20 protein-coding genes are annotated in these 18405 nt (G+C 48.5%); 6 read left to right on the forward strand and 14 right to left on the reverse strand.

The features are described 5' to 3' along the window. The first annotated feature begins 9 nt into the window (after positions 1-9). Complete coding sequence (locus tag B0H94_RS08375) at positions 10-189, forward strand: YhzD family protein (RefSeq protein WP_106588817.1); 180 nt, start codon at positions 10-12, stop codon at positions 187-189. 127 nt (positions 190-316) lie between these two features. Here the strand turns inward: B0H94_RS08375 and B0H94_RS08380 are convergent, their stop codons facing one another. The 3 genes from B0H94_RS08380 to B0H94_RS08390 form a co-directional block, all read right to left on the reverse strand. Next, positions 317-1162: an HAD-IIB family hydrolase gene (locus tag B0H94_RS08380; RefSeq protein ID WP_106588818.1), complete on the reverse strand. Its 846-nt coding sequence runs from the start codon at positions 1160-1162 to the stop codon at positions 317-319. Positions 1163-1334: 172 nt separating this feature from the next. Continuing rightward, positions 1335-1691 carry a YlbF/YmcA family competence regulator gene (locus B0H94_RS08385; protein WP_106588819.1) on the reverse strand — a complete coding sequence of 119 codons (357 nt, stop codon included), beginning with the start codon at positions 1689-1691 and terminating at the stop codon, positions 1335-1337. A gap of 118 nt (positions 1692-1809) precedes the next feature. Then, complete coding sequence (locus B0H94_RS08390; protein ID WP_181315325.1) at positions 1810-2949, reverse strand: DUF445 domain-containing protein; 1140 nt, start codon at positions 2947-2949, stop codon at positions 1810-1812. A 131-nt stretch (positions 2950-3080) separates the two neighbouring features. Between B0H94_RS08390 and B0H94_RS08395 the strand changes: the two genes are divergently transcribed. Then, positions 3081-3311, forward strand: a complete 231-nt coding sequence (locus tag B0H94_RS08395; RefSeq protein WP_106588821.1) for a DUF5342 family protein — start codon at positions 3081-3083, stop codon at positions 3309-3311. Between the two features lie 122 nt (positions 3312-3433). Then, positions 3434-3592 carry a hypothetical protein gene (locus tag B0H94_RS15175; RefSeq protein ID WP_181315326.1) on the forward strand — a complete coding sequence of 53 codons (159 nt, stop codon included), beginning with the start codon at positions 3434-3436 and terminating at the stop codon, positions 3590-3592. A gap of 48 nt (positions 3593-3640) precedes the next feature. Here B0H94_RS15175 and B0H94_RS08400 read toward each other — a convergent pair whose 3' ends face one another. The 9 genes from B0H94_RS08400 to B0H94_RS08440 all read right to left on the reverse strand — a co-directional run bounded on the left by B0H94_RS08400 (position 3641) and on the right by B0H94_RS08440 (position 13632). Further along, entirely contained in the window at positions 3641-3841 is a 201-nt protein-coding gene (locus B0H94_RS08400; protein WP_106588822.1) for an alpha/beta-type small acid-soluble spore protein, read from the reverse strand. Between the two features lie 72 nt (positions 3842-3913). Further along, positions 3914-5863 carry an AMP-binding protein gene (locus B0H94_RS08405; RefSeq protein WP_106588823.1) on the reverse strand — a complete coding sequence of 650 codons (1950 nt, stop codon included), beginning with the start codon at positions 5861-5863 and terminating at the stop codon, positions 3914-3916. 24 nt (positions 5864-5887) lie between these two features. After that, positions 5888-7420, reverse strand: coding sequence for an acyl-CoA carboxylase subunit beta (locus B0H94_RS08410; protein WP_427909937.1), 1533 nt, complete (start codon positions 7418-7420; stop codon positions 5888-5890). A gap of 14 nt (positions 7421-7434) precedes the next feature. Beyond that, positions 7435-8220 (reverse strand): enoyl-CoA hydratase-related protein, encoded by a 786-nt coding sequence (locus B0H94_RS08415; RefSeq protein WP_106588825.1) that lies wholly within the window; start codon positions 8218-8220, stop codon positions 7435-7437. Beyond that, positions 8217-9131, reverse strand: a complete 915-nt coding sequence (locus B0H94_RS08420; RefSeq protein ID WP_106588826.1) for a hydroxymethylglutaryl-CoA lyase — start codon at positions 9129-9131, stop codon at positions 8217-8219. Before B0H94_RS08420 ends, B0H94_RS08415 begins: the two co-directional genes overlap by 4 nt. A gap of 21 nt (positions 9132-9152) precedes the next feature. Continuing rightward, complete coding sequence (locus B0H94_RS08425) at positions 9153-9365, reverse strand: acetyl-CoA carboxylase biotin carboxyl carrier protein subunit (RefSeq protein ID WP_106588827.1); 213 nt, start codon at positions 9363-9365, stop codon at positions 9153-9155. 80 nt (positions 9366-9445) lie between these two features. Continuing rightward, positions 9446-10798 carry an acetyl-CoA carboxylase biotin carboxylase subunit gene (locus tag B0H94_RS08430; protein WP_106588828.1) on the reverse strand — a complete coding sequence of 451 codons (1353 nt, stop codon included), beginning with the start codon at positions 10796-10798 and terminating at the stop codon, positions 9446-9448. Between the two features lie 20 nt (positions 10799-10818). Next, the gene (locus B0H94_RS08435; protein ID WP_106588870.1) at positions 10819-12456 is read right to left on the reverse strand and encodes an AMP-binding protein; all 1638 of its coding nucleotides are present in this window, start codon (positions 12454-12456) and stop codon (positions 10819-10821) included. Positions 12457-12489: 33 nt separating this feature from the next. Next, complete coding sequence (locus B0H94_RS08440) at positions 12490-13632, reverse strand: acyl-CoA dehydrogenase family protein (protein ID WP_106588829.1); 1143 nt, start codon at positions 13630-13632, stop codon at positions 12490-12492. 707 nt (positions 13633-14339) lie between these two features. Between B0H94_RS08440 and B0H94_RS08450 the strand changes: the two genes are divergently transcribed. Continuing rightward, positions 14340-14963 carry an NAD(P)-dependent oxidoreductase gene (locus B0H94_RS08450; protein ID WP_106588831.1) on the forward strand — a complete coding sequence of 208 codons (624 nt, stop codon included), beginning with the start codon at positions 14340-14342 and terminating at the stop codon, positions 14961-14963. 63 nt (positions 14964-15026) lie between these two features. After that, positions 15027-15554, forward strand: a complete 528-nt coding sequence (locus tag B0H94_RS08455) for a LemA family protein (protein WP_181315327.1) — start codon at positions 15027-15029, stop codon at positions 15552-15554. Between the two features lie 41 nt (positions 15555-15595). On the opposite strand, the gene sfsA is transcribed toward B0H94_RS08455, so the two are convergent. Beyond that, positions 15596-16315, reverse strand: coding sequence for a DNA/RNA nuclease SfsA (sfsA, locus tag B0H94_RS08460; RefSeq protein ID WP_106588833.1), 720 nt, complete (start codon positions 16313-16315; stop codon positions 15596-15598). Further along, on the reverse strand, positions 16308-16871 hold the full coding sequence (locus tag B0H94_RS08465; protein ID WP_427909938.1) for an LOG family protein: 564 nt from the start codon (positions 16869-16871) through the stop codon (positions 16308-16310). Before B0H94_RS08465 ends, sfsA begins: the two co-directional genes overlap by 8 nt. 243 nt (positions 16872-17114) lie before the next feature. Here B0H94_RS08465 and B0H94_RS08470 point away from each other — a divergent pair, with 243 nt between their 5' ends. Continuing rightward, positions 17115-18344, forward strand: coding sequence for an aminopeptidase (locus B0H94_RS08470; RefSeq protein WP_106588835.1), 1230 nt, complete (start codon positions 17115-17117; stop codon positions 18342-18344). Positions 18345-18405 lie beyond the last annotated feature (61 nt).

Genomic DNA, 18405 nt, shown 5'->3' on the forward strand with positions numbered 1-18405 from the left:
GGTGTGCATATGAACTACGCACTTACAGCTTTCTCTAAAAAAGGAGAACTTTTATTGAACGAAGATTTTGAGGCTGAAAATGATGAAGAAGCGATCGCCCACGGACGGAAACGCTTAAGCGAAGAAAGCTTGTGGGAAACAACCCACCGCCTTGTACGGGCCGGACAAATGATCTTATTTCATCGTTAATCAAGTGACGCCAACTTTTGTGGTGTGCGCTCCAACTTCGCCTGCTCGCACTCTAGTTACGCAAAAAATCCGGACGCTCCGCCAGTTTTACACTGGCAGAGCGCCCGGCAGACGGCTTATACTCAAATTACGTTTTTTTCATGTTCATCTGCATACGAAAAACTTCTTTGACCATGTAAGATAAGCCTTCTTGTTCTGGCGAGCGCGTCAACCAGTCGGCGGCTTGGCGGATGCTTTCCGGTGCGCCGCCCATCGCAACGCCTAAGCCTGCCATTTCAAGTAATTCTTCATCCCCTGCTTCCGAACCGATCGCAACAATTTCGTGAGGTTCTACGCCGATTTCTGCGGCTAAGTGCGCAACAGCATCTGCTTTTGAAGCTAACACATGTGTAAACTCAAGCGTGAATGGATCTTTTTCACGAATGCGAATGTCAGGAATCTCTTGTTCGATGCGGGCGATGCCGGTGCGTCGTGCTTTCTCGTTCGGAAAGACAGCTTTTACTTTGAGTGGGACGAGCTGATGTTTTTCGATATGTCCAGCTAAATCATCGACAACCGTTTCAGGGTAAAATAATGTCTCGCCTAAAGACATCGTCCACTTTCCGAGCATATGCTGCGGCTGATTGACACGGTTCATTAAAGCAAAATGTTCGTGCTGAACTGTCAGCTGACATTCAAGGTCATCAAGCAGGGCGATAACATCACACACCATCATCGTCGGCATCCGCCGCTCAAACAATGGCTGGCCTTGAATGCCGGCAATATAAGCGCCGCTGTAACAAACAATTTCCCGCTGAACTTTCACAACTTTAGCTGCCTTTTTTGCTTCCTCAAGTGATTGGTGCGTCACGATTACCGGATAAACACCCTTTTGTTTTACATACGTGAGCGCTTCGCGGGTGGCACGGCTGATCTTCCCATTTCGTTTTAACATCGTTCCTTCTAGGCTTACAGCAAGCAGTCGGTATGTCATATAGATGCTCCCTTCTAGCTTATCCTGCTACAATCACCGTATGCCGTGGATAAACAACGTAGAACTTTCCGGTGTTGTTTGAAGGCTAAGAAGAGCATCAACAAAAATGAAGCGCCGGCTTTCCTTTTCTCTCCATTAAAAAACCCCCGCATAAAGCGGAGGCTTGGACAGTTTACTGCTCTTCAGGGCTGCCGTACAGCTCTTCAAGCGGCTCTGTAATTACTTTGTTTAAGTCACCGATGATGGTGCTCATTTTTTGTTCTTCTTCCATAAGCTTTGAAATTGTTTCGTGCTGCTGCACCATTTCAAACTGCTTCTGCGCCTGTGTGATTTCTTCTTCACTCGGCTGCTCACCCTGCATCTGCTTTTGCTGCAGGCTCATTTGTAGTTCGCGGAAGTTATCAAGCATACGCTTAGCAACTTCATCGTTTTCTACATCTTCATGCAGCTGCTTCAGCTGTTGGAACTCTTCACTGTTACGCAGCGCGGTTGCAAGCTCTTGTGCTTGCTCTTGAATATTTGTGGACATGCATTGGCCTCCTTTAAAACGTCTTTACCGAGAATAACACGAACGCCGACGAAAAATCACCCTTTAACGAAATTTACATGAAAACAAATTTTTAAAAAGCCCGGCAGACATCATAAAATTACATAACAAACACAACGACGATGCCTTGTAACAGCCCTATGCCTGCACCTAAAAAGGCACCTAAATATTTAATCATCGTAAATTCGCGCCGGGAAATCGTTAATACAAGGGTTTCAATACGCGAAACCTCAAATGTCTGTACTTCTTTTTTTACGACATCATCTAAATGCAGCGTTTGTAAAATATCCGGCAGCCGTTCTGCCAAAAGACGCCCGGCAGCATCTGTCAGCTTAGGGACCCACACATTTACAACCTCATCCTCAAACCGGGGTGCCCATGTATTCAGCGGCTCCTCGAGCCACTTACGCACCGGTAGTTCAGCTGTCGTTTCTTCAGCAATCTGCTCGATTAACTCTGCCACCGGGAGGCGCTCCTCAAGTTCTGCCACCGGCTTATGCTGTAAGCGGAGCCACTCCTCACGCAGCCGTTTTTCCACCCATACTTTTGACGTATCATCTTGAAGAAAGCGGAGAATTTCCGGCTGTGCCCGGGCAACAACTCGGTCGCTTCCAACCATAGAGCCGATAAAATTGACAAAAGATCCTCGACCCTCGAGAAATTTTTCCACAAAATGCTTCAGCTGTTTTTCGCCTTCTTTCGTCTGTATGTAGTCTTCGGCCCGCTCGAGAATATAATACGCCGCCTGTTGAATTCTTGTTTCACTGTAATTTTGAATTTCTTCCGGCAGCAACTCCTTTAACGGTTTTGCCCGCTGTGCCTGCAGCCACATATAAAGCCGCCGTTGCACAGCTGTGCGTACCGCTTCTTCAGCTTGGTCGACCATATCTTTAGATCCGGTATAAGTCTCAAGGAATTCAGCGAGGGATTCTTCCCGGTGCAAAAGTGTCCGGCTTTCCTCTTGGGCCCAGCGCTTCATATTTGCTTGAAAATCAGCATCGTGCAGCTGCTTTTGTACACCCTCTGCCGTTAATAAATGTTCGGTGACCATCCTGCCCATTTGCTCAGCAAGCTCGTTGCGGCGCTTCGGAATCAATCCGGGGGTAAATGGCAGGCGCCTGCCGGCAACATATACCGGATGAAACGGCCGAAACAACATATGAATGGCAAGTGAATTTGTGACACCACCAATAAGTGCACCTATCCCTACCATAGCTCCAATCCAGAGCAACCCTTCCATAGCCTGTGCCTCCTTCTCCATGAAGCTCATCTATAACACGAAGTACTTCATTTGTTACTGCCCTTACATATTACGTATATGATACCATATTAGCAAAGACACGAACGCAGCGATATGGAGGAGGGGATTTTATGATTTCACACTTTCAATGGAAAGAAATGAAAAACAACTGGCTGAACAGAGAATGGTCGTTCTCTTTTTTTTATCAAGGAAAAATGCACCGGGGGACGTATTATAAAGATGGCACAATCACTTGGCAGACAACGGCACCGAAGGAATCGGACCGGGCTGACCTTGAACGGCACATTCATGATTTAATGTTGTATCACGTATACGAAGATCACAACCCGACGGATCCGTAACTTCTGTTTTCTTCCTCGACTGTTTCCTTCATTTTCGGCAAGGCTATTAAGAGGCGCTGCACCTGCGTGGCTCGCCTAATTGAAACTTGCCTGTATACAAAAACGTTGAGGAGGCGACACTGTTGCAAAAGCAAAAATGTGAAGATCGCATTCAAAAAGATGAAAACCGGATGCTGAATGAAGGTCTTGGCGGCGGCTATATTCATAATGAAGAAACGAAGCAGCAGCTGCGTGATGCGGATGGCTGCAAGAGAGAAGAGGCACCACACAAATCTGAATGAGAAAAAGGGCAGCCCGTCTAAACGGGCCGCCCTTTTCTTTCAGATGGTTTACTGGTAACCACCCATTTGTTGTTCAGCCATCTGTACAAGGCGTTTTGTGATTTCACCGCCGACAGAGCCGTTAGCGCGAGCAGTTTCATCCGCACCAAGCTGAACGCCGAATTCTTGAGCTACTTCAGTTTTCATCTGGTCAAGTGCCTGTTCTACGCCAGGTACGACCAATTGGTTTGAGCTGTTGTTGTTAGCCATCTGTCTTCACCTCCTCTTTGTAATCCTAGTTTGTATCACAAAGAGAAAGCTATACAGTTTCTGATTAGTAATTTACGGTAAATTGTGTGCGAGCTTTTTAATTGCCTCAACGGTGTGCGGGTTTTCAAGCGACGATAAGTCACCTGGGTCTTTTCCAATATAAGCTGCACGAATCACCCGGCGCATGACTTTCGCATTGCGCGTTTTCGGTAAATCATCCACAGCATACACAGCTTTTGGCCGCAGTGACTTTCCAAGCTTCTCACCACACAAAGCAATTAACTCCTGCATCAATTCGTCACTTTGGTTGTAATCTGGATGCAGCACGACAAACGAGACCGCTGATTCACCTTTCATCTCATCTGGCACACCGATGGTACCTGCTTCCACGACAGCCGGATGCTCAACCAGCACCGACTCCATTTCTGACGGTCCCAACCGCTTACCAGCAACATTCAAAATATCATCTGAGCGTCCGGTGATTGTCCAGTAGCCTTCGCTGTCTTGAATGACCCAGTCACCGTGCACCCATGCATTTTCAAAACGGGACCAGTACGTTTTTTCAAAGCGCTCCGGCTCATGCCAGAAACCTTTCGTCATCCCGACCCACGGTTTTGTAAGTACGAGCTCACCTACATCATTGACCACTTCTTGACCATCTTCATCATAAACGCGGGCATCCATCCCAGGCAGTGCAGCGTTAAATGTAATTGGCCCGATCGGTTTAATTAAAATGTTGCCGAGAATCCCGCCGGAGATTTCTGTACCACCGGAATAATTAAAAATAGGGATCCGGCTGCCGCCCACTTCACGAAACAGCCAAAACCACGGTTCCGGGTTCCACGGCTCGCCAGTCGAACCAATCACTCGCAAGCTTTCTAAGCTGTGTTGATTCACCCAGTCATTGCCCTGCTTCATTAGCGCACGAATTAATGTTGGTGAAATGCCAAGGTGCGTGACTTCATACTTATCCACAAGGTCCCAAAGCCGGTCCGGTTCAGGGTAATCCGGTGAGCCGTCAAACAATTTCACCGCAGCCCCGTTTAGTAAAGCACCGTAAACGAGAAACGGCCCCATCATCCAACCCATATCGGTGTACCAGAATAAACGATCGTGCTGTTTCACATCCATACAAATGCCGGCATCAAACGCGGCTTTAATTGGAAAGCCGGCGTGGGTGTGCACCGCACCTTTTGGCTGCCCGGTCGTTCCGGATGTGTAAATGAGCATCATCTCTTCATCCGGCGCCATCGCTGCTGCTTCTTGCACATGGCCGTGTCCAAACAGATTCGACCAGGCAACATCACGATCCTCATGCCACGTCACATCACGGTTTAAGCGCGGAACGACCACAACTTTCTTCACGGTTTTTGCACCTTCGACCGCCCGGTCCGCTTCTTCTTTCATCGGTACCGGTTTGCCGCGGCGCGTAAAACCATCACACGTAATCAACATTTTCGCACCGGCCGCATCCAGCCGCGTGCGCACCGCATCTGCCGCATAACCGGAAAACGACGGTGTGAAAATGGCACCGATTTTTGAGCAGGCAAGCATTGCAACGAGCGTCTCTGGCACCATCGGCATATACAAAGCGACTACATCGCCACGTTCGATGCCGTGCACTTGAAGACCAGCTGCAGCTTCATTTACTGCATCTTCAAGTTCTTGAAACGTGTACTGGCGCGTCTCATTCGTTTCTGCTTCCCAAATGATCGCCGGTTGGTTTTTCGTATCCTCCCGGGCCGCCCATTTCTCCACCGCTGTCTCTGTCACATTTAACGCTCCACCGCGGAACCACGTCGGCCACGCATAACCTTCACTCGTGTCCGCGGCCTGTTCATATGGCTTTTTCCATTCCACGCCGAGGGCGCGTTCAGCTTCGTGCCAAAACCAGTCAATATCAGTGACAGCGTCTGCTTGAAACGTGTCGTAATCTCCGTAGCCGAGGTCTTTCATCCACTGATAAAGACGGGTGCTTTCTTGATACGTCTCACTTGGAAACCAAACCGGTTCATGGCTCATGTGTAAACCTCCTGTTGCTGTTTTCTAAACTGGATATACTGGATGTTTACGCTTTGAAAAGGTAACATCCTTATCTTTATACATATCCAGACGCGTTAACAGCTCACCGCGCAGTTGATCAGGCTCGACAATATCATCAATAATCAACTCTGAAGCAAGCCGGTAAATATCAATATTTTCTTGATATTCTGTACGTTTTTCTTGAATAAAGTCCGGCCGCTCTTCTTCAGGAAGCGTTGAAATTTTATTGGCATATACTGCATTCACCGCAGCTTCAGGCCCCATCACTGCAATTTGCGCTGAAGGCAGCGCCAGGCAGCAGTCCGGTTCAAATGCCGGTCCGGCCATCGCATACAGTCCGGCGCCGTATGCTTTACGGACGATGACTGAAAGCTTTGGTACTGTTGCTTCAGACATAGCCGCAATCATTTTCGCGCCATGCCGGATAATACCGGCCCGCTCCACTTTCGTCCCAATCATAAAGCCTGGGATATCAGCTAAGAAGACGAGTGGAATCCCGTACGCATCGCAAAGTGTAATAAAACGCGCCGCTTTATCTGCCGAATCATGAAACAAGACGCCGCCTTTCGCACGCGGTTGGTTGGCAACGATGCCGACAGGCTGCCCGTCCATCCGGGCAAACCCGGTAATAATTTCAGGCGCGAATTTCTTTTTCATCTCAAAAAACGAATCTTCATCAATGAGATGCTCAATAAACTCATGCATATTAAACGGCGCATTTTGGTTTTCAGGAATTAAATCCTGCAGTGCTTTTTCTTTTTCTGCCGGCGGTACCGGAAGGCCTGCAGGCGGACGCTCTTGATAATTGGACGGAAAATAGCCGAGATAAGTCCTGGCAGCCTGAATCGCTTCGCGCTCATCTACTGCTAAGTAATCGCCGCAGCCGGATACGGAACAATGCATATCTGCACCGCCCATTTCCTCTAACGACACTTTTTCGCCGATCACCATCTCCGCCATGCGCGGTGAGCCAAGATACATGGAAGCGTTTTTATCCACCATAATAACAATATCACAAAATGCAGGGATATAAGCACCCCCTGCTGCAGATGGCCCAAAAAGTAAACATACTTGCGGGACCTGTCCTGACAACTTCACTTGATTATGGAAAATGCGCCCGGCACCACGCCGGTTTGGAAACATTTCCACTTGATCTGTGATACGTGCCCCGGCCGAATCCACCAAATAAAGCATCGGCAGTCCTAAGTTCTCAGCCTGTTCTTGGATACGAATAATTTTTTCGACGGTTCGTGCCCCCCAGGAACCTGCTTTTACCGTGGAATCATTTGCCATAAAACAAACATTTTGACCGTGAATCCGTCCCATGCCGGTGACAACACCATCGGCCGGCAGTCCTTCTGCCATTTCGTTTGCGAACTTACCGTCTTCAACTTGGACATCATTATCAAACAGCTGCTTAAGACGTTCGCGCACAAACATTTTTCCTTTTTCTTCGTTCTGCGCATGATACTTCTCGTTTCCGCCCTTTTCAATGGTTTCAACGCGTGACTGCAGTTCTTCCTGCCAATTCGTCATCATAAGACCTCCCTTTATTTTCCTAGATAGTTTGGTGCTCTTTTTTCTTTGAATGCCTGCAGTCCTTCAAGCCGGTCTTCAGTAGAAAGCACACGGTCATACGCTTTACACTCCGCTTCGATCCCAGACGCAAACGACTGATTCATGCCTTCGTTCACAGCCTGCTTCACACTTTGCACGGCGATTGGTCCGTTTGCTGCGATCTTTTCAGCGACGGATAAAGCTGTTGTCACAACTTCATCTGCAGTTTCAGCAGCGTATTCACTTAAGCCGATGCTTAAAGCTTCAAACCCATTGATGCGGCGGGCCGTCAACATTAAATCCTTCGCCCGGCCCCGGCCGATTAACCGTGGCAGGCGCTGCGTTCCGCCGGCGCCGGGGACAATCGCAAGTGACGTTTCAGTCAATCCGTAAGAAGCGCTGCCAAGGGCAACCCGTAAATCACAGGCTAGGGCAAGCTCAAGACCACCTCCGAGAGCGCTGCCGTTCATCGCTGCAATGACAGGCTGCGGCAGCTTTTCTGTCTGCTCCATGATACCGCGGATCCGGGCCACCGTATTGGTTACTTCGCCTTCGGTCATTTCTTTTCGCTCTTTTAAATCAGCACCAGCAGAAAATACTTTACCGCCGGCACCCTGCATGACGACGACACGGACATCGTCATCTTGTGCTACATCTGTAAGTACTTCTTCCAGGTCTGTAAGCAGCTCCCGGGAAAACGCATTGGCAGCTTCCGGGCGATCAAGTGTGATCAGCACAACCCCGTTTTTTCTCATTTCTTTTTGTACAAGCGAGCTCATAACTTAGCCTCCTTTTCACCGCGCGAGGCAAGGAGCACTTTGCCAGGCGCGGCGTTTGTCGTCCGAGGAAGAATAAATTCAGCTGCTTCAAGATAAGCCGCCTCATCCATCCCGGTTTCGATCCCCTGCCGGTGCAGAAAATAAAGTAAATCCTCTGTTGCTAAGTTGCCGCCGGCACCTGGTGCGTAAGGGCATCCGCCTAAGCCGGCACCTGCAGCATCAAACGTGGTAACGCCCTGCTGTAAAGCAGCGTACACATTGGCAAGTGCTGTGCCGCGGGTATCGTGAAAATGCATGGCGATTTGTTCTTTTGGTACATGCTGCACCCATTGCTTTAAAGCTGTATCTACCTCAAGCGGTGCCGCCGCCCCGATTGTATCCCCGATTGAGAGTTCATTAATTCCTGCTTCTAAAAGTGGATCTACTGCTTTCAACACCGTTTCAGGAGCCATTGTTCCTTCATACGGGCACGCAAACGCGGTCGAAATGTAAGCACGTACTGAGCAGCCGGCCGCCTTGGCTTCACGGATCACTTCTTCAAGGACAGGATGGGTTTCAGCGATCGTTTTATTAATATTTTTTTGATTATGCGTTTCACTTGCCGACATAAAGACCGAAACTTCATCCACACCGGAACGAAGGGCGCCTTCAAGCCCTTTCATGTTCGGAACAAGGGCGGCATAAGTGACCCCCGGCCGGCGTTTAAACATCTGCATTAGTTCTTGATGATCTTTTAACGCCGGCACCCATTTTGGATGTACAAATGACGTGCACTCGATATAAGCAGCCCCTGCATCAATCATCTGCTCAATCCAGGCCACTTTATCTTCAGTTTCTACAAACGATGCATCATTTTGCAGCCCATCGCGCGGCCCAACTTCTTTCACAGTAACGTGCGCTGGAAGTGTCATATCACACCCTCCTGTCAGCTTTTATTCAAGCTCCATTAAATCTTCACCTTCATCAACGAAATCACCTTCAGCTTTTAAAAGCTTTTTGACCGTGCCCGATGTTTCAGCTGCGATCGGGATTTCCATTTTCATCGACTCTAAAATGACAACATCCTGTCCGCTCTCCACCTGATCGCCTTCCTGTACAACAATCTTCCACAAGTTACCTGCCATCGATGCTTGAATTTTACTCATCATCCTGCCTCCTTGAAAATTACGGATTTTACCGTGTTATAAATGATTTTGATACTTAGACGCTTGTATTGACTGCCTGCTTACGCGTTGTTTGAAGCTCGTTGAAATTCTTCAATAAAACTTGTCGAAAGCTCTCCTGTTTGAAAAGCCTCACTTTCCATCACACGGATTAAAAACGGAATATTCGTTTTTATCCCTTCCACCTCATATGCCTTAAGCGCAGTCTGCATCCGCTCCACCGCTTCCGCACGACTGCCTCCCCGACTGATCATTTTTGCAAGCATCGGATCATAATAAGGCGTGACTTTCGTGCCGCTTTCCACCCAGCATTCGTGCCGGATCCCTTCACCTTCAGGAAGCTCAACGTGTTGAATCGTCCCCGGTGACGGCAGAAAGCGCTCAGGATCTTCAGCGTAAATGCGTACTTCAATCGCATGGCCTGTGAGAGAAATGTCATTTTGGCTGTAAGAAAGCACCTCACCAGCAGCAACAGCGAGCTGAGATCTCACTAAATCAATGCCTGTAACTTCTTCAGTCACCGGATGTTCCACCTGCAGACGGGTGTTCATCTCAAGAAAATAAAAGTTTTCATGTTCATCCACGAGAAACTCGACAGTCCCTGCATTCGTGTAGCCGATCTTCTCAGCTGCCTTCACCGATGCTTCGCCCATCTTTTTCCGGAGACCATCAGAAATGTGCGGTGCCGGAGCTTCTTCAACCACTTTTTGATTGCGGCGCTGAATGGAACAATCCCGCTCCCCGGCATAAATGACGTTGCCGTGCGCATCTGCAAGCAGTTGAATCTCTACATGCCGCGGTCGGATTAACGCTTTTTCTACATACATCGCGCCATCACCGAAAAACTGCTCAGCCCGGTGTTGATTACCGGCAAAAGCTTTGCGCAGCTCCTCCTCATCTTGAACAAGCTGCATGCCAATCCCGCCGCCGCCGGCTGAAGCTTTTAACATGACCGGATAACCAATGTCGGCTGCCGCCCGGGCTGCTGCATCTTCATCAGCGGCAGCTTCTTCTGTGCCCGGAATCACCGGAACACCGGCTGCTTTCATCTGCTTTCTTGCTTCAAGCTTACTGCCCATAAGCTCCATAATGTCCGGCGCCGGACCGATAAACGTCATCCCTTCTGCTTGAACGCGGCGGGCAAATGCTCCATTTTCACTCAACAGCCCGTAGCCGGGGTGAACCGCATCCACCCCTTCAGCTTTGGCAGCTGCAATAACAGCGTCCACATTTAAATAACTTTCTTTCACATTAGCCGGGCCGAGCCTTACTGCCGCATCCGCTTCACGTACGTGCGGCGCTTCAGCATCCGCATCTGAATAAACGGCCACACTTTGAATGCCTTCCTCACGGCAAGCACGAATGACCCGGCGCGCAATTTCACCACGGTTTGCGATTAATACTTTTTGGAACATGTCGCTCCTCCTTTACGCTTTTATATCTCCACATTCCGAAATGCTTCTTCTGCCTGTTCGCGCAGCTTAAACTTCTGCACTTTGCCGGAAGCTGTCATCGGGTACTCCGAAACAAACGCAATGTAGCGCGGTACTTTAAACTTTGAAATATGATCGCGGCAATACGCTTTCAGTTCATCGACAGTGGCTGTTTCTCCTTCTTTTAACTGCACCCAGGCGGAAACTTCTTCGCCGTACGTTTCATCAGGAACACCTACGACTTGAACATCAAGCACTTTCGGGTGCGTATATAAAAACTCTTCAATCTCCCGTGGATAAATGTTTTCACCACCGCGAATAATCATATCTTTTAACCGGCCGGTAATCCGGCAGTATCCGTCCTCATCCATCACAGCTAAATCGCCGGTATGAAGCCACCCGTCTTCTGAAAGTACAGCGCTCGTTGCTTCTTCGTTTTTGTAATAACCTTTCATCACGTGATAACCGCGGGTACACAGTTCACCCTGCTCTCCAGGCGGAAGCGGCTCTCCGGTGTGCCGGTCGGCAATTTTCACTTCAACTTCCGGAAGCGCCCGTCCCACCGTTTCTACGCGGCGGTGAAACGCATCATCAACCCGTGTCTGCGTAATGACAGGCGATGCCTCTGTCTGACCGTAAGCGATTGTAATTTCAGCAGCACCCATCTTTTCAATCACAGCTTTCATCACTTCTTCCGGACAATTTGAGCCGGCCATAATCCCCGTACGGAGCGAGCTTAAATGATACGCATCAAAAGAAGGATGATTCAGCTCACTAATAAACATCGTCGGTACGCCGTGCAGCGCTGTACACTGTTCAGCTTCAACCGTTTCAAGTACGGCTTCAGGGTCAAACGTTTCAAGCGGGATCATCGTCGCACCTTTTGTTACACAGGCCAGTGTGCCAAGAACACAACCGAAACAGTGAAAAAACGGAACGGGAATACAAAGGCGATCACCGGCACGTAAATTCATACAATCTCCGATATTGCTGGCGTTGTTTACAATGTTTCGATGCGTCAGCATAACCCCTTTCGGAAATCCGGTCGTCCCGGATGTGTACTGCATATTGATTACTTCATCAGCGTCCAGCGAGGCTTTTCGCTCATGTAGTTTAGCATCACTTACCTCATCTTTTTTCGCTTCAAATTCAGACCAGGAAAACGTCCCGGGCTCTCCTTCTTCATCAATGAAAATGACCCGCTTTAAATGCGGAAATCGTTCACTCTTGATCTTGCCAGGATCACTCGTTTGTAGTTCCGGCAGAATCTTTTGCAGCTCTTCAAGGTAGGAAACGTCCTTCAAAGACTTTTGTAAAATTAAGGTTGAAGCATCGGACTGCTGTAAAACGTAGGCTAATTCAGCTGAGCGGTAATTCGTGTTTACCGTGACGAGCACAGCCCCGGCCTTGGCGGTAGCGAACTGACTGAGCAGCCACTCCGGTTTGTTGGCTGCCCAAATCGCCACGTGCTCTCCCTTTTCCACCCCAAGACCAATAAAACTTTTCGCAAGCTCATCTGTCGCTTGATTAAATTCGGCATACGTCTGCCGCAGCCCCAGGTCCCGGTACACCATACCTTCAGTCTTCGGATACGCTTCAGCCGTTTTCTCAAGCAGCTCTCCTACGGTATATTCAAGCACCTGCGCCACCTTACATCTCCCCCTTGCTAAGATTTAACAGCCGAGCTGGCGGGCAATAACCATACGCTGAATCTCAGATGTGCCTTCGCCAATCTCCATCAACTTCGTGTCGCGCAGCATCCGCTCGATACCATACTCCCGCATATAACCGTACCCGCCGTGGACCTGCAGCGCTTCATTACACACTCGCGTTGCCATTTCCGAGGCATAAAGTTTCGCGTAAGACGCTTCAAGCGTGAACGGCTTGCCTTGATCTTTCAGCCAGGCTGCTTTCATCACCATGTTACGAGCCAGTTCAATTTCCATGCTCATATCACTCAATTTAAATTGAATGGCTTGAAACTCTGAGATCGAGCGGCCAAACTGCTTACGCTCTTTCGCATAAGCGAGCGCTTTTTCACAAGCGGCCTGGGCAATGCCGACAGCAAGTGCTGCAATCGAGATCCGCCCGCCATCAAGAGTATAAAGAAACTGTTTAAATCCGCCTGAAGGCTCGCCGAGCACATGATCTTCCGGAATCTCCACATCTTCAAGCACAAGCTCACACGTATTGGATCCACGTACCCCCATCTTTTCGTACGGACTTGTAATCGTAAAACCTGGTGTGTCTGTCGGTACAATAAACGCCGAAATATTATTGCGGCCGCGGTCATCTTTGCCGTCAACAGCTGTCACGATAACGCATTTGGCATAAGCAGCGTTTGTGATCCAGCACTTTTCACCGTTAATCACAATCCGGCCATCCTTTTTTTCTGCTTTTGTTTTTGTGCCGCCGGCATCACTTCCAGCGTTTGGTTCAGTTAAGCCAAATGCGCCAAGGGCTTCACCTGTGACGAGCGGCTTTAAATACAGCTCTTTCTGCTTTTCATCTCCGAAATAATAAAGCGGGCTCGCTCCGAGTGATACAGCTGCTGCATAACTTAAACCTGTACTTCCGCACGCTCTTCCTACTTCTTCAACAGCAAGCGCATATGATACTGTGTCCGCCCCTGAACCGCCGTAGGATTCTGGAAACGGCAGGCCAAGCAGACCGAGCTCACCCATTTTTTGAAACGTCTCTTCAGGAAAACGTTCATTGCGATCTACTTCTTCAGCTTTTGGGGCAATTTCCTGCTGGGCAAAGTCTTTCACCATGTCTTTAATCATTTGCTGTTCTTTCGTTAACGCAAAATTCATGTGTTTTCCCCCTTAAAATTGATAAGCTTCTATGGTGACTGAGCGCACGCTCGGTAAACGAGCATATCTTTTACTACGTTGAAAGTTTGATCTATATTTATATTATCATTCCATTCTGAAATTTGAAATCGCTTTCATTAAAATTGTTAGATAATTTTAGGGAAAGCGAGTGAAATCAGCTACGAAGACCAGCAAATTATGTTACGATTTAAAAAGAAGGTTACAAGGTAGCATGTAAACAAACTTTAAAAAACAAATGCAGACGTGGCTTTTCGGCTCGTACTTTTCCCGTAGGCGTCGCCGCCGATGCTTGTCAGCCTTTCGTTATTTGATAGCCATGAATTATAGTAATCCTTTTGATCAAGTAATATCTACCGGAATCAATTTCATCATGAGGCTTAATGAGTGATAAAACGAAAATATACATTGGCAATGATTAAGAATCCGTCAATTGAAAAGTGACCGAAACGAAAGACGGCGACTCCCAGAGGATGAAGCGCAGGCTGAAGATCCACTTGTTCGAATGGCCTTCCTTCGAACAAGTTAGCTGAAGCCAAGCCCTCGGGAAAGCGTCCGTCTGAAGTGAAGGTTACGTTCATTGTACGATTTTACCCTCTTAAAAGGACAGCCCCCGGAGCTCGGTGCAAGTAAGCTGTGCGTGAATTTTAAGTTTTGTACTTTGTCAATATTCTGAAGGAGGCTTACGTGTGAAGATTGCAGTGTTTGGAGCGACCGGTCGTACCGGAAGCGGCATCATAAAGGAATTGACTGCGCGCGGCTACAATGTACAGGCGCTCGTCCGTCCCCGCCCCGAAATGCCGGATATGCCGGAAAACGTCCAGATCATTCAAGGAGATGCTAAAAACAAAGCAGATATCGCTCAAGCTTTAGAAGGAGCAGACGCAGTTATTTCAGCGCTTTCCACTGATAAAAGCGATACATTAACAACAGCTGTGCCGCTCATTATTGAAGCGATGCAGGAAAAAGGCATACAAAAAATCTTAACGATCGGTACCGCCGGCATTTTAAATGCCCGCACAGAGCCTGATTTATACCGCTTTCAGTCATCAGAATCCCGGCGTTCAACAACCCGGGCAGCCGAAGAGCACGCCCGCGCTTACGAAGCGCTTGCCGCATCTTCGTTACGGTGGACCGTTCTATGCCCTACTTATTTGCCAGACGGAGAGGCGCACGGCAACTACCGCTTAGAAGAAAACGTGCTACCGGAAAACGGTAGTTCGATTACAACTGCGGATACAGCCAAAGCCGCTGTCGAAGTTTTTGAGAAAGCCCCGGCTTTTGAAAGCATGCGGGTCGGACTTGCTTATTAAGCATGCCGGCTTTCACGATTTCATAATATAGAGGAACGTCAATGGATTGAGGAGGTACTTAGCTTGACCTTTCCCATTATTTTAGGTATTGCCATTTTAACCGCTTTAATTTTTTGGTTTATCGGCTACTACTATTTATTAAAACATTTAACAGATGTTGAAGACGCGTGGGAGTTGATTCACCGGCAGTTTGAACGTCGTAAAATCATGGTGAAAGAACTTGAAGGGGTTATGGAGCCCTATGCTTCGATCACTTATGAAACGAAAGAGAAACTCGAAGAGAAAACGAACGTCATGACTTCACCTTTTGAGCCGCGCAATGAGCGTATGGAGGCAAATGACGAGCTCGCGTTAGTGTTGCGCGACATCCTTGAAAGTGCCGAAGATCAACCACAAATTACAGCCCTTGAAAGCTATCAAGAGATTAAAAAAGACTTAGAAGATTCTGCAAAGCGCATCAGCTTTGCCCGGAAAGTGTACAACCGTTCTGTGACGAAATACAACCGGATTATTCAAGTTTATCCGACCAAGTTTGTCTCCAGTTTGCACAACTTTAAAAAACGCGAGTCCATCGATACGCTCATCACTTAATTGAATTGGAGCGCGCTCGCCCGAAAATGGTGCGCCGGCGCTTACACCACGACAGGTACGCGGGTATTTAATTCAATCTGTGCTGGAGACAGCCGGCACGTGCGTGCGTAAATCTTGACCCCTCCTTCAGCCGCCTCTGTTAATGCTCGGCTGAAGGCTGGATCAATCTGCACCGCCGGCTTCAGCTCTTTCGGATCCTCACGCTGGATCACAAATAAAACAGCCGTTTGATACTCGCCCGTCTTTTGCCATTTTGTTAACTCTTCAACATGTTTTGTCCCCCGCGCTGTTACCGCATCCGGAAAATACGCCGTTTCATCCACCGACATAGTGACACTTTTCACTTCAAGGAGAAGCTTATCCCCATGTTCATTTTCAAGTAAAAAATCCCAGCGCGAACCACCAACCTGCGCCTCACGCCGGGCGAAGTGCCATCCAGCAAACTCTTCAAGAAGCTCGCTTTTCAAACACTTTTCAATTAACGCATTAGGGTAAGTCGTATCCAGCGAAACGAGCACGCCACCAGTTTCAGCCATAACCGCACTCCATTTCGTCCGCCGCTTCGCCTGATCCACATACCTGAGCCATACAACCGTTTCAGGCTGTAAGATCTCCCGCAGCCGGCCGGGATCAGGTAAATGCACTTCAACCTCTTCCCCGGTTGCTTCAAGCCGGCATACCAGCATAAAACGGTTCGGCCGGTGCAGAAAGCGGGCGCAGCTTAACGATTGCTCAAAACGAAGGACCCCTGCATCAGACATAAGGTTCACCTTCTTGATGTTGTAACTGCTGAATCAGCTTTGCCGGCTCATCTTCAAGTAAAATGCGATCAGCTGTTTCTTTTGTGACAAAAGCTTCTTCTGTCATATGCCGCAGTAAATCATACATCGGGTCATAGTAGCCATTCGTATTTAAAATGCCGCACGGCTTGGCATGAGCCCCGATCGCATGCCACGTTAAAATTTCCATGAACTCTTCTAACGTACCGATGCCGCCGGGCAGTGCAATGAACGCATCCCCTTGATCATACATTTGCGCTTTACGTTCATGCATCGTGTGCACCGTAATCAGTTCAGTTAAACGGTCATGGGCTAGTTCTTTTTCTTTTAATGAATATGGAATCACCCCGGTCACTTTGCCGCCTTCAGCAAGTGCGCCTTCTGCCACGGCCCCCATCAACCCGGAGCTTCCACCACCATAAATGACGCGGAGCCCGGCTTTGGCTGCTTCTTGTCCGAGCGCATAAGCGGCTTGACTGTATACTTCATCTCTACCGGGACGAGAACCGCAAAATATCGTAATCGCCTGCACGATCATCAGCTCCTTTCCAAAACTGTAACTGTATATTTATATAAATGAAGCTTTTAAAAAAGATATGCTAAAACCACGATTTCTCGTGCTCGTTCATTGATCAACCCTTCCACGAAACTTACGCTTGTTATCCTATCATAGTCTAATCATTTCATCACGCGCCATGTAATTGTTGAAAGCGTTTCTTTTTTTACACGTATTTTGATAAAATGTAAACGTACCGGATTTTATTGACAAAGGAGAATGCAAATGAGCGACTTTAACCGTAAGCTTGAAAATTACGCTTCCCTTGCTGTGCATAAAGGGGTCAATCTGCAGGAAGGTCAAACCCTCGTCATTAATGCACCACTTGATGCGGCTGACTTTGTCCGTCTCACCGCCCGTAAAGCATACGAAGGCGGCGCAAAAAACGTTCACGTTGAATGGAACGACGATGCGCTCACGCGTTTGAAATACGACTTAGCACCTGATGAAGCGTTTGAAGAGTATCCACATTGGAAAGCTAGAGGCTTTGAAGAAATGGCTGAAGCCGGGGCCGCATTTATGACGATTAAATCCACGGACCCTGATTTATTAAAAGGGGTAGACCCTGAGCGCGTCGCAACGGCAAACAAAACCGCGGGCGCAGCCATGGAGACGTTCCGCAGCTACATACAATCGGATAAAACGAGCTGGCTCGTCGTTTCCGCCCCGTCCGAAGCTTGGGCGAAAAAAGTATTTCCTGAAGCAGGCGAGCGGGCTGTAGATGAGCTTTGGGAAGCCATTTTCAAAGCGGTACGTGCCGACCTTGAAGATCCGGTAGCCGCGTGGGAAGCACACGACGACGTCCTGCAGGAGAAAGCTCGTTTTCTTGAGGAGCAGAGCTTAGCTGCGCTGCACTTTAAAGCACCTGGCACCGACTTAAAAATTGATCTTCCTGAAGGTCATTTATGGGTTGGCGGCGGCGGTAAAAACCAAGACGGTGTACACTTTATTGCCAACATGCCAACAGAAGAAGTCTTCACCGTTCCTCATAAAGACGGCGTTAACGGTCAGGTGACCAACACGAAGCCGTTAAACTACGGCGGTAACTTAATCGACAACTTCACACTTACGTTTGAAAACGGCGTTGTCGTTGACTACAGTGCTGAAACTGGCGAAGAAACCTTAAAACACCTTTTAGAAACAGATGAAAATGCAAAACGTCTCGGCGAAGTTGCGCTCGTGCCGCACAGCTCACCGATCTCACAGACGGGCATTCTTTTTTACAACACGCTTTATGACGAAAATGCATCCTGCCACATCGCGCTTGGAAGCGCCTATGCCTTCTGCCTCGAAGGCGGGAGCGAACTTTCCAAAGAAGAAAAAGAAGAAGCCGGCTTAAACCAAAGCCTTGTGCATGTTGACTTTATGATCGGATCCGAGCACATGGACATCGACGGCATTAAAGCGGACGGCAGCACCGTCGCTGTCTTCCGTAACGGTGAATGGGCCGATTAACAACACCTTTACTTGAAAAGAGCTGCTGATGCTAAAACATCGCAGCTCTTTTTTTGTTAGG

Origin of the sequence: Salsuginibacillus halophilus, assembly GCF_003014715.1 — a bacterium.
In the GTDB taxonomy this organism is placed as follows: Bacteria; Bacillota; Bacilli; order Bacillales; family Marinococcaceae; genus Salsuginibacillus; species Salsuginibacillus halophilus.

Excerpts from the sequence above, each read along its gene's own strand:
- B0H94_RS08385 (WP_106588819.1), bottom strand. The coding sequence starts at position 1,691 with ATGTCCACAAATATTCAAGAGCAAGCACAAGAGCTTGCAACCGCGCTG.
- B0H94_RS08465 (WP_427909938.1), bottom strand. The coding sequence starts at position 16,871 with ATGATCGTGCAGGCGATTACGATATTTTGCGGTTCTCGTCCCGGTAGA.
- B0H94_RS08400 (WP_106588822.1), bottom strand. The coding sequence starts at position 3,841 with ATGGCTAACAACAACAGCTCAAACCAATTGGTCGTACCTGGCGTAGAA.
- B0H94_RS08410 (WP_427909937.1), bottom strand. The coding sequence starts at position 7,420 with ATGACGAATTGGCAGGAAGAACTGCAGTCACGCGTTGAAACCATTGAA.
- B0H94_RS08405 (WP_106588823.1), bottom strand. The coding sequence starts at position 5,863 with ATGAGCCATGAACCGGTTTGGTTTCCAAGTGAGACGTATCAAGAAAGC.
- B0H94_RS08375 (WP_106588817.1), top strand. The coding sequence starts at position 10 with ATGAACTACGCACTTACAGCTTTCTCTAAAAAAGGAGAACTTTTATTG.
- B0H94_RS08420 (WP_106588826.1), bottom strand. The coding sequence starts at position 9,131 with ATGACACTTCCAGCGCACGTTACTGTGAAAGAAGTTGGGCCGCGCGAT.
- B0H94_RS08430 (WP_106588828.1), bottom strand. The coding sequence starts at position 10,798 with ATGTTCCAAAAAGTATTAATCGCAAACCGTGGTGAAATTGCGCGCCGG.
- B0H94_RS08470 (WP_106588835.1), top strand. The coding sequence starts at position 17,115 with ATGAGCGACTTTAACCGTAAGCTTGAAAATTACGCTTCCCTTGCTGTG.
- B0H94_RS08415 (WP_106588825.1), bottom strand. The coding sequence starts at position 8,220 with ATGAGCTCGCTTGTACAAAAAGAAATGAGAAAAAACGGGGTTGTGCTG.
- B0H94_RS08395 (WP_106588821.1), top strand. The coding sequence starts at position 3,081 with ATGATTTCACACTTTCAATGGAAAGAAATGAAAAACAACTGGCTGAAC.
- B0H94_RS08390 (WP_181315325.1), bottom strand. The coding sequence starts at position 2,949 with ATGGAAGGGTTGCTCTGGATTGGAGCTATGGTAGGGATAGGTGCACTT.
- B0H94_RS08425 (WP_106588827.1), bottom strand. The coding sequence starts at position 9,365 with ATGAGTAAAATTCAAGCATCGATGGCAGGTAACTTGTGGAAGATTGTT.
- sfsA (WP_106588833.1), bottom strand. The coding sequence starts at position 16,315 with ATGTCTGATGCAGGGGTCCTTCGTTTTGAGCAATCGTTAAGCTGCGCC.
- B0H94_RS08380 (WP_106588818.1), bottom strand. The coding sequence starts at position 1,162 with ATGACATACCGACTGCTTGCTGTAAGCCTAGAAGGAACGATGTTAAAA.
- B0H94_RS08440 (WP_106588829.1), bottom strand. The coding sequence starts at position 13,632 with ATGAATTTTGCGTTAACGAAAGAACAGCAAATGATTAAAGACATGGTG.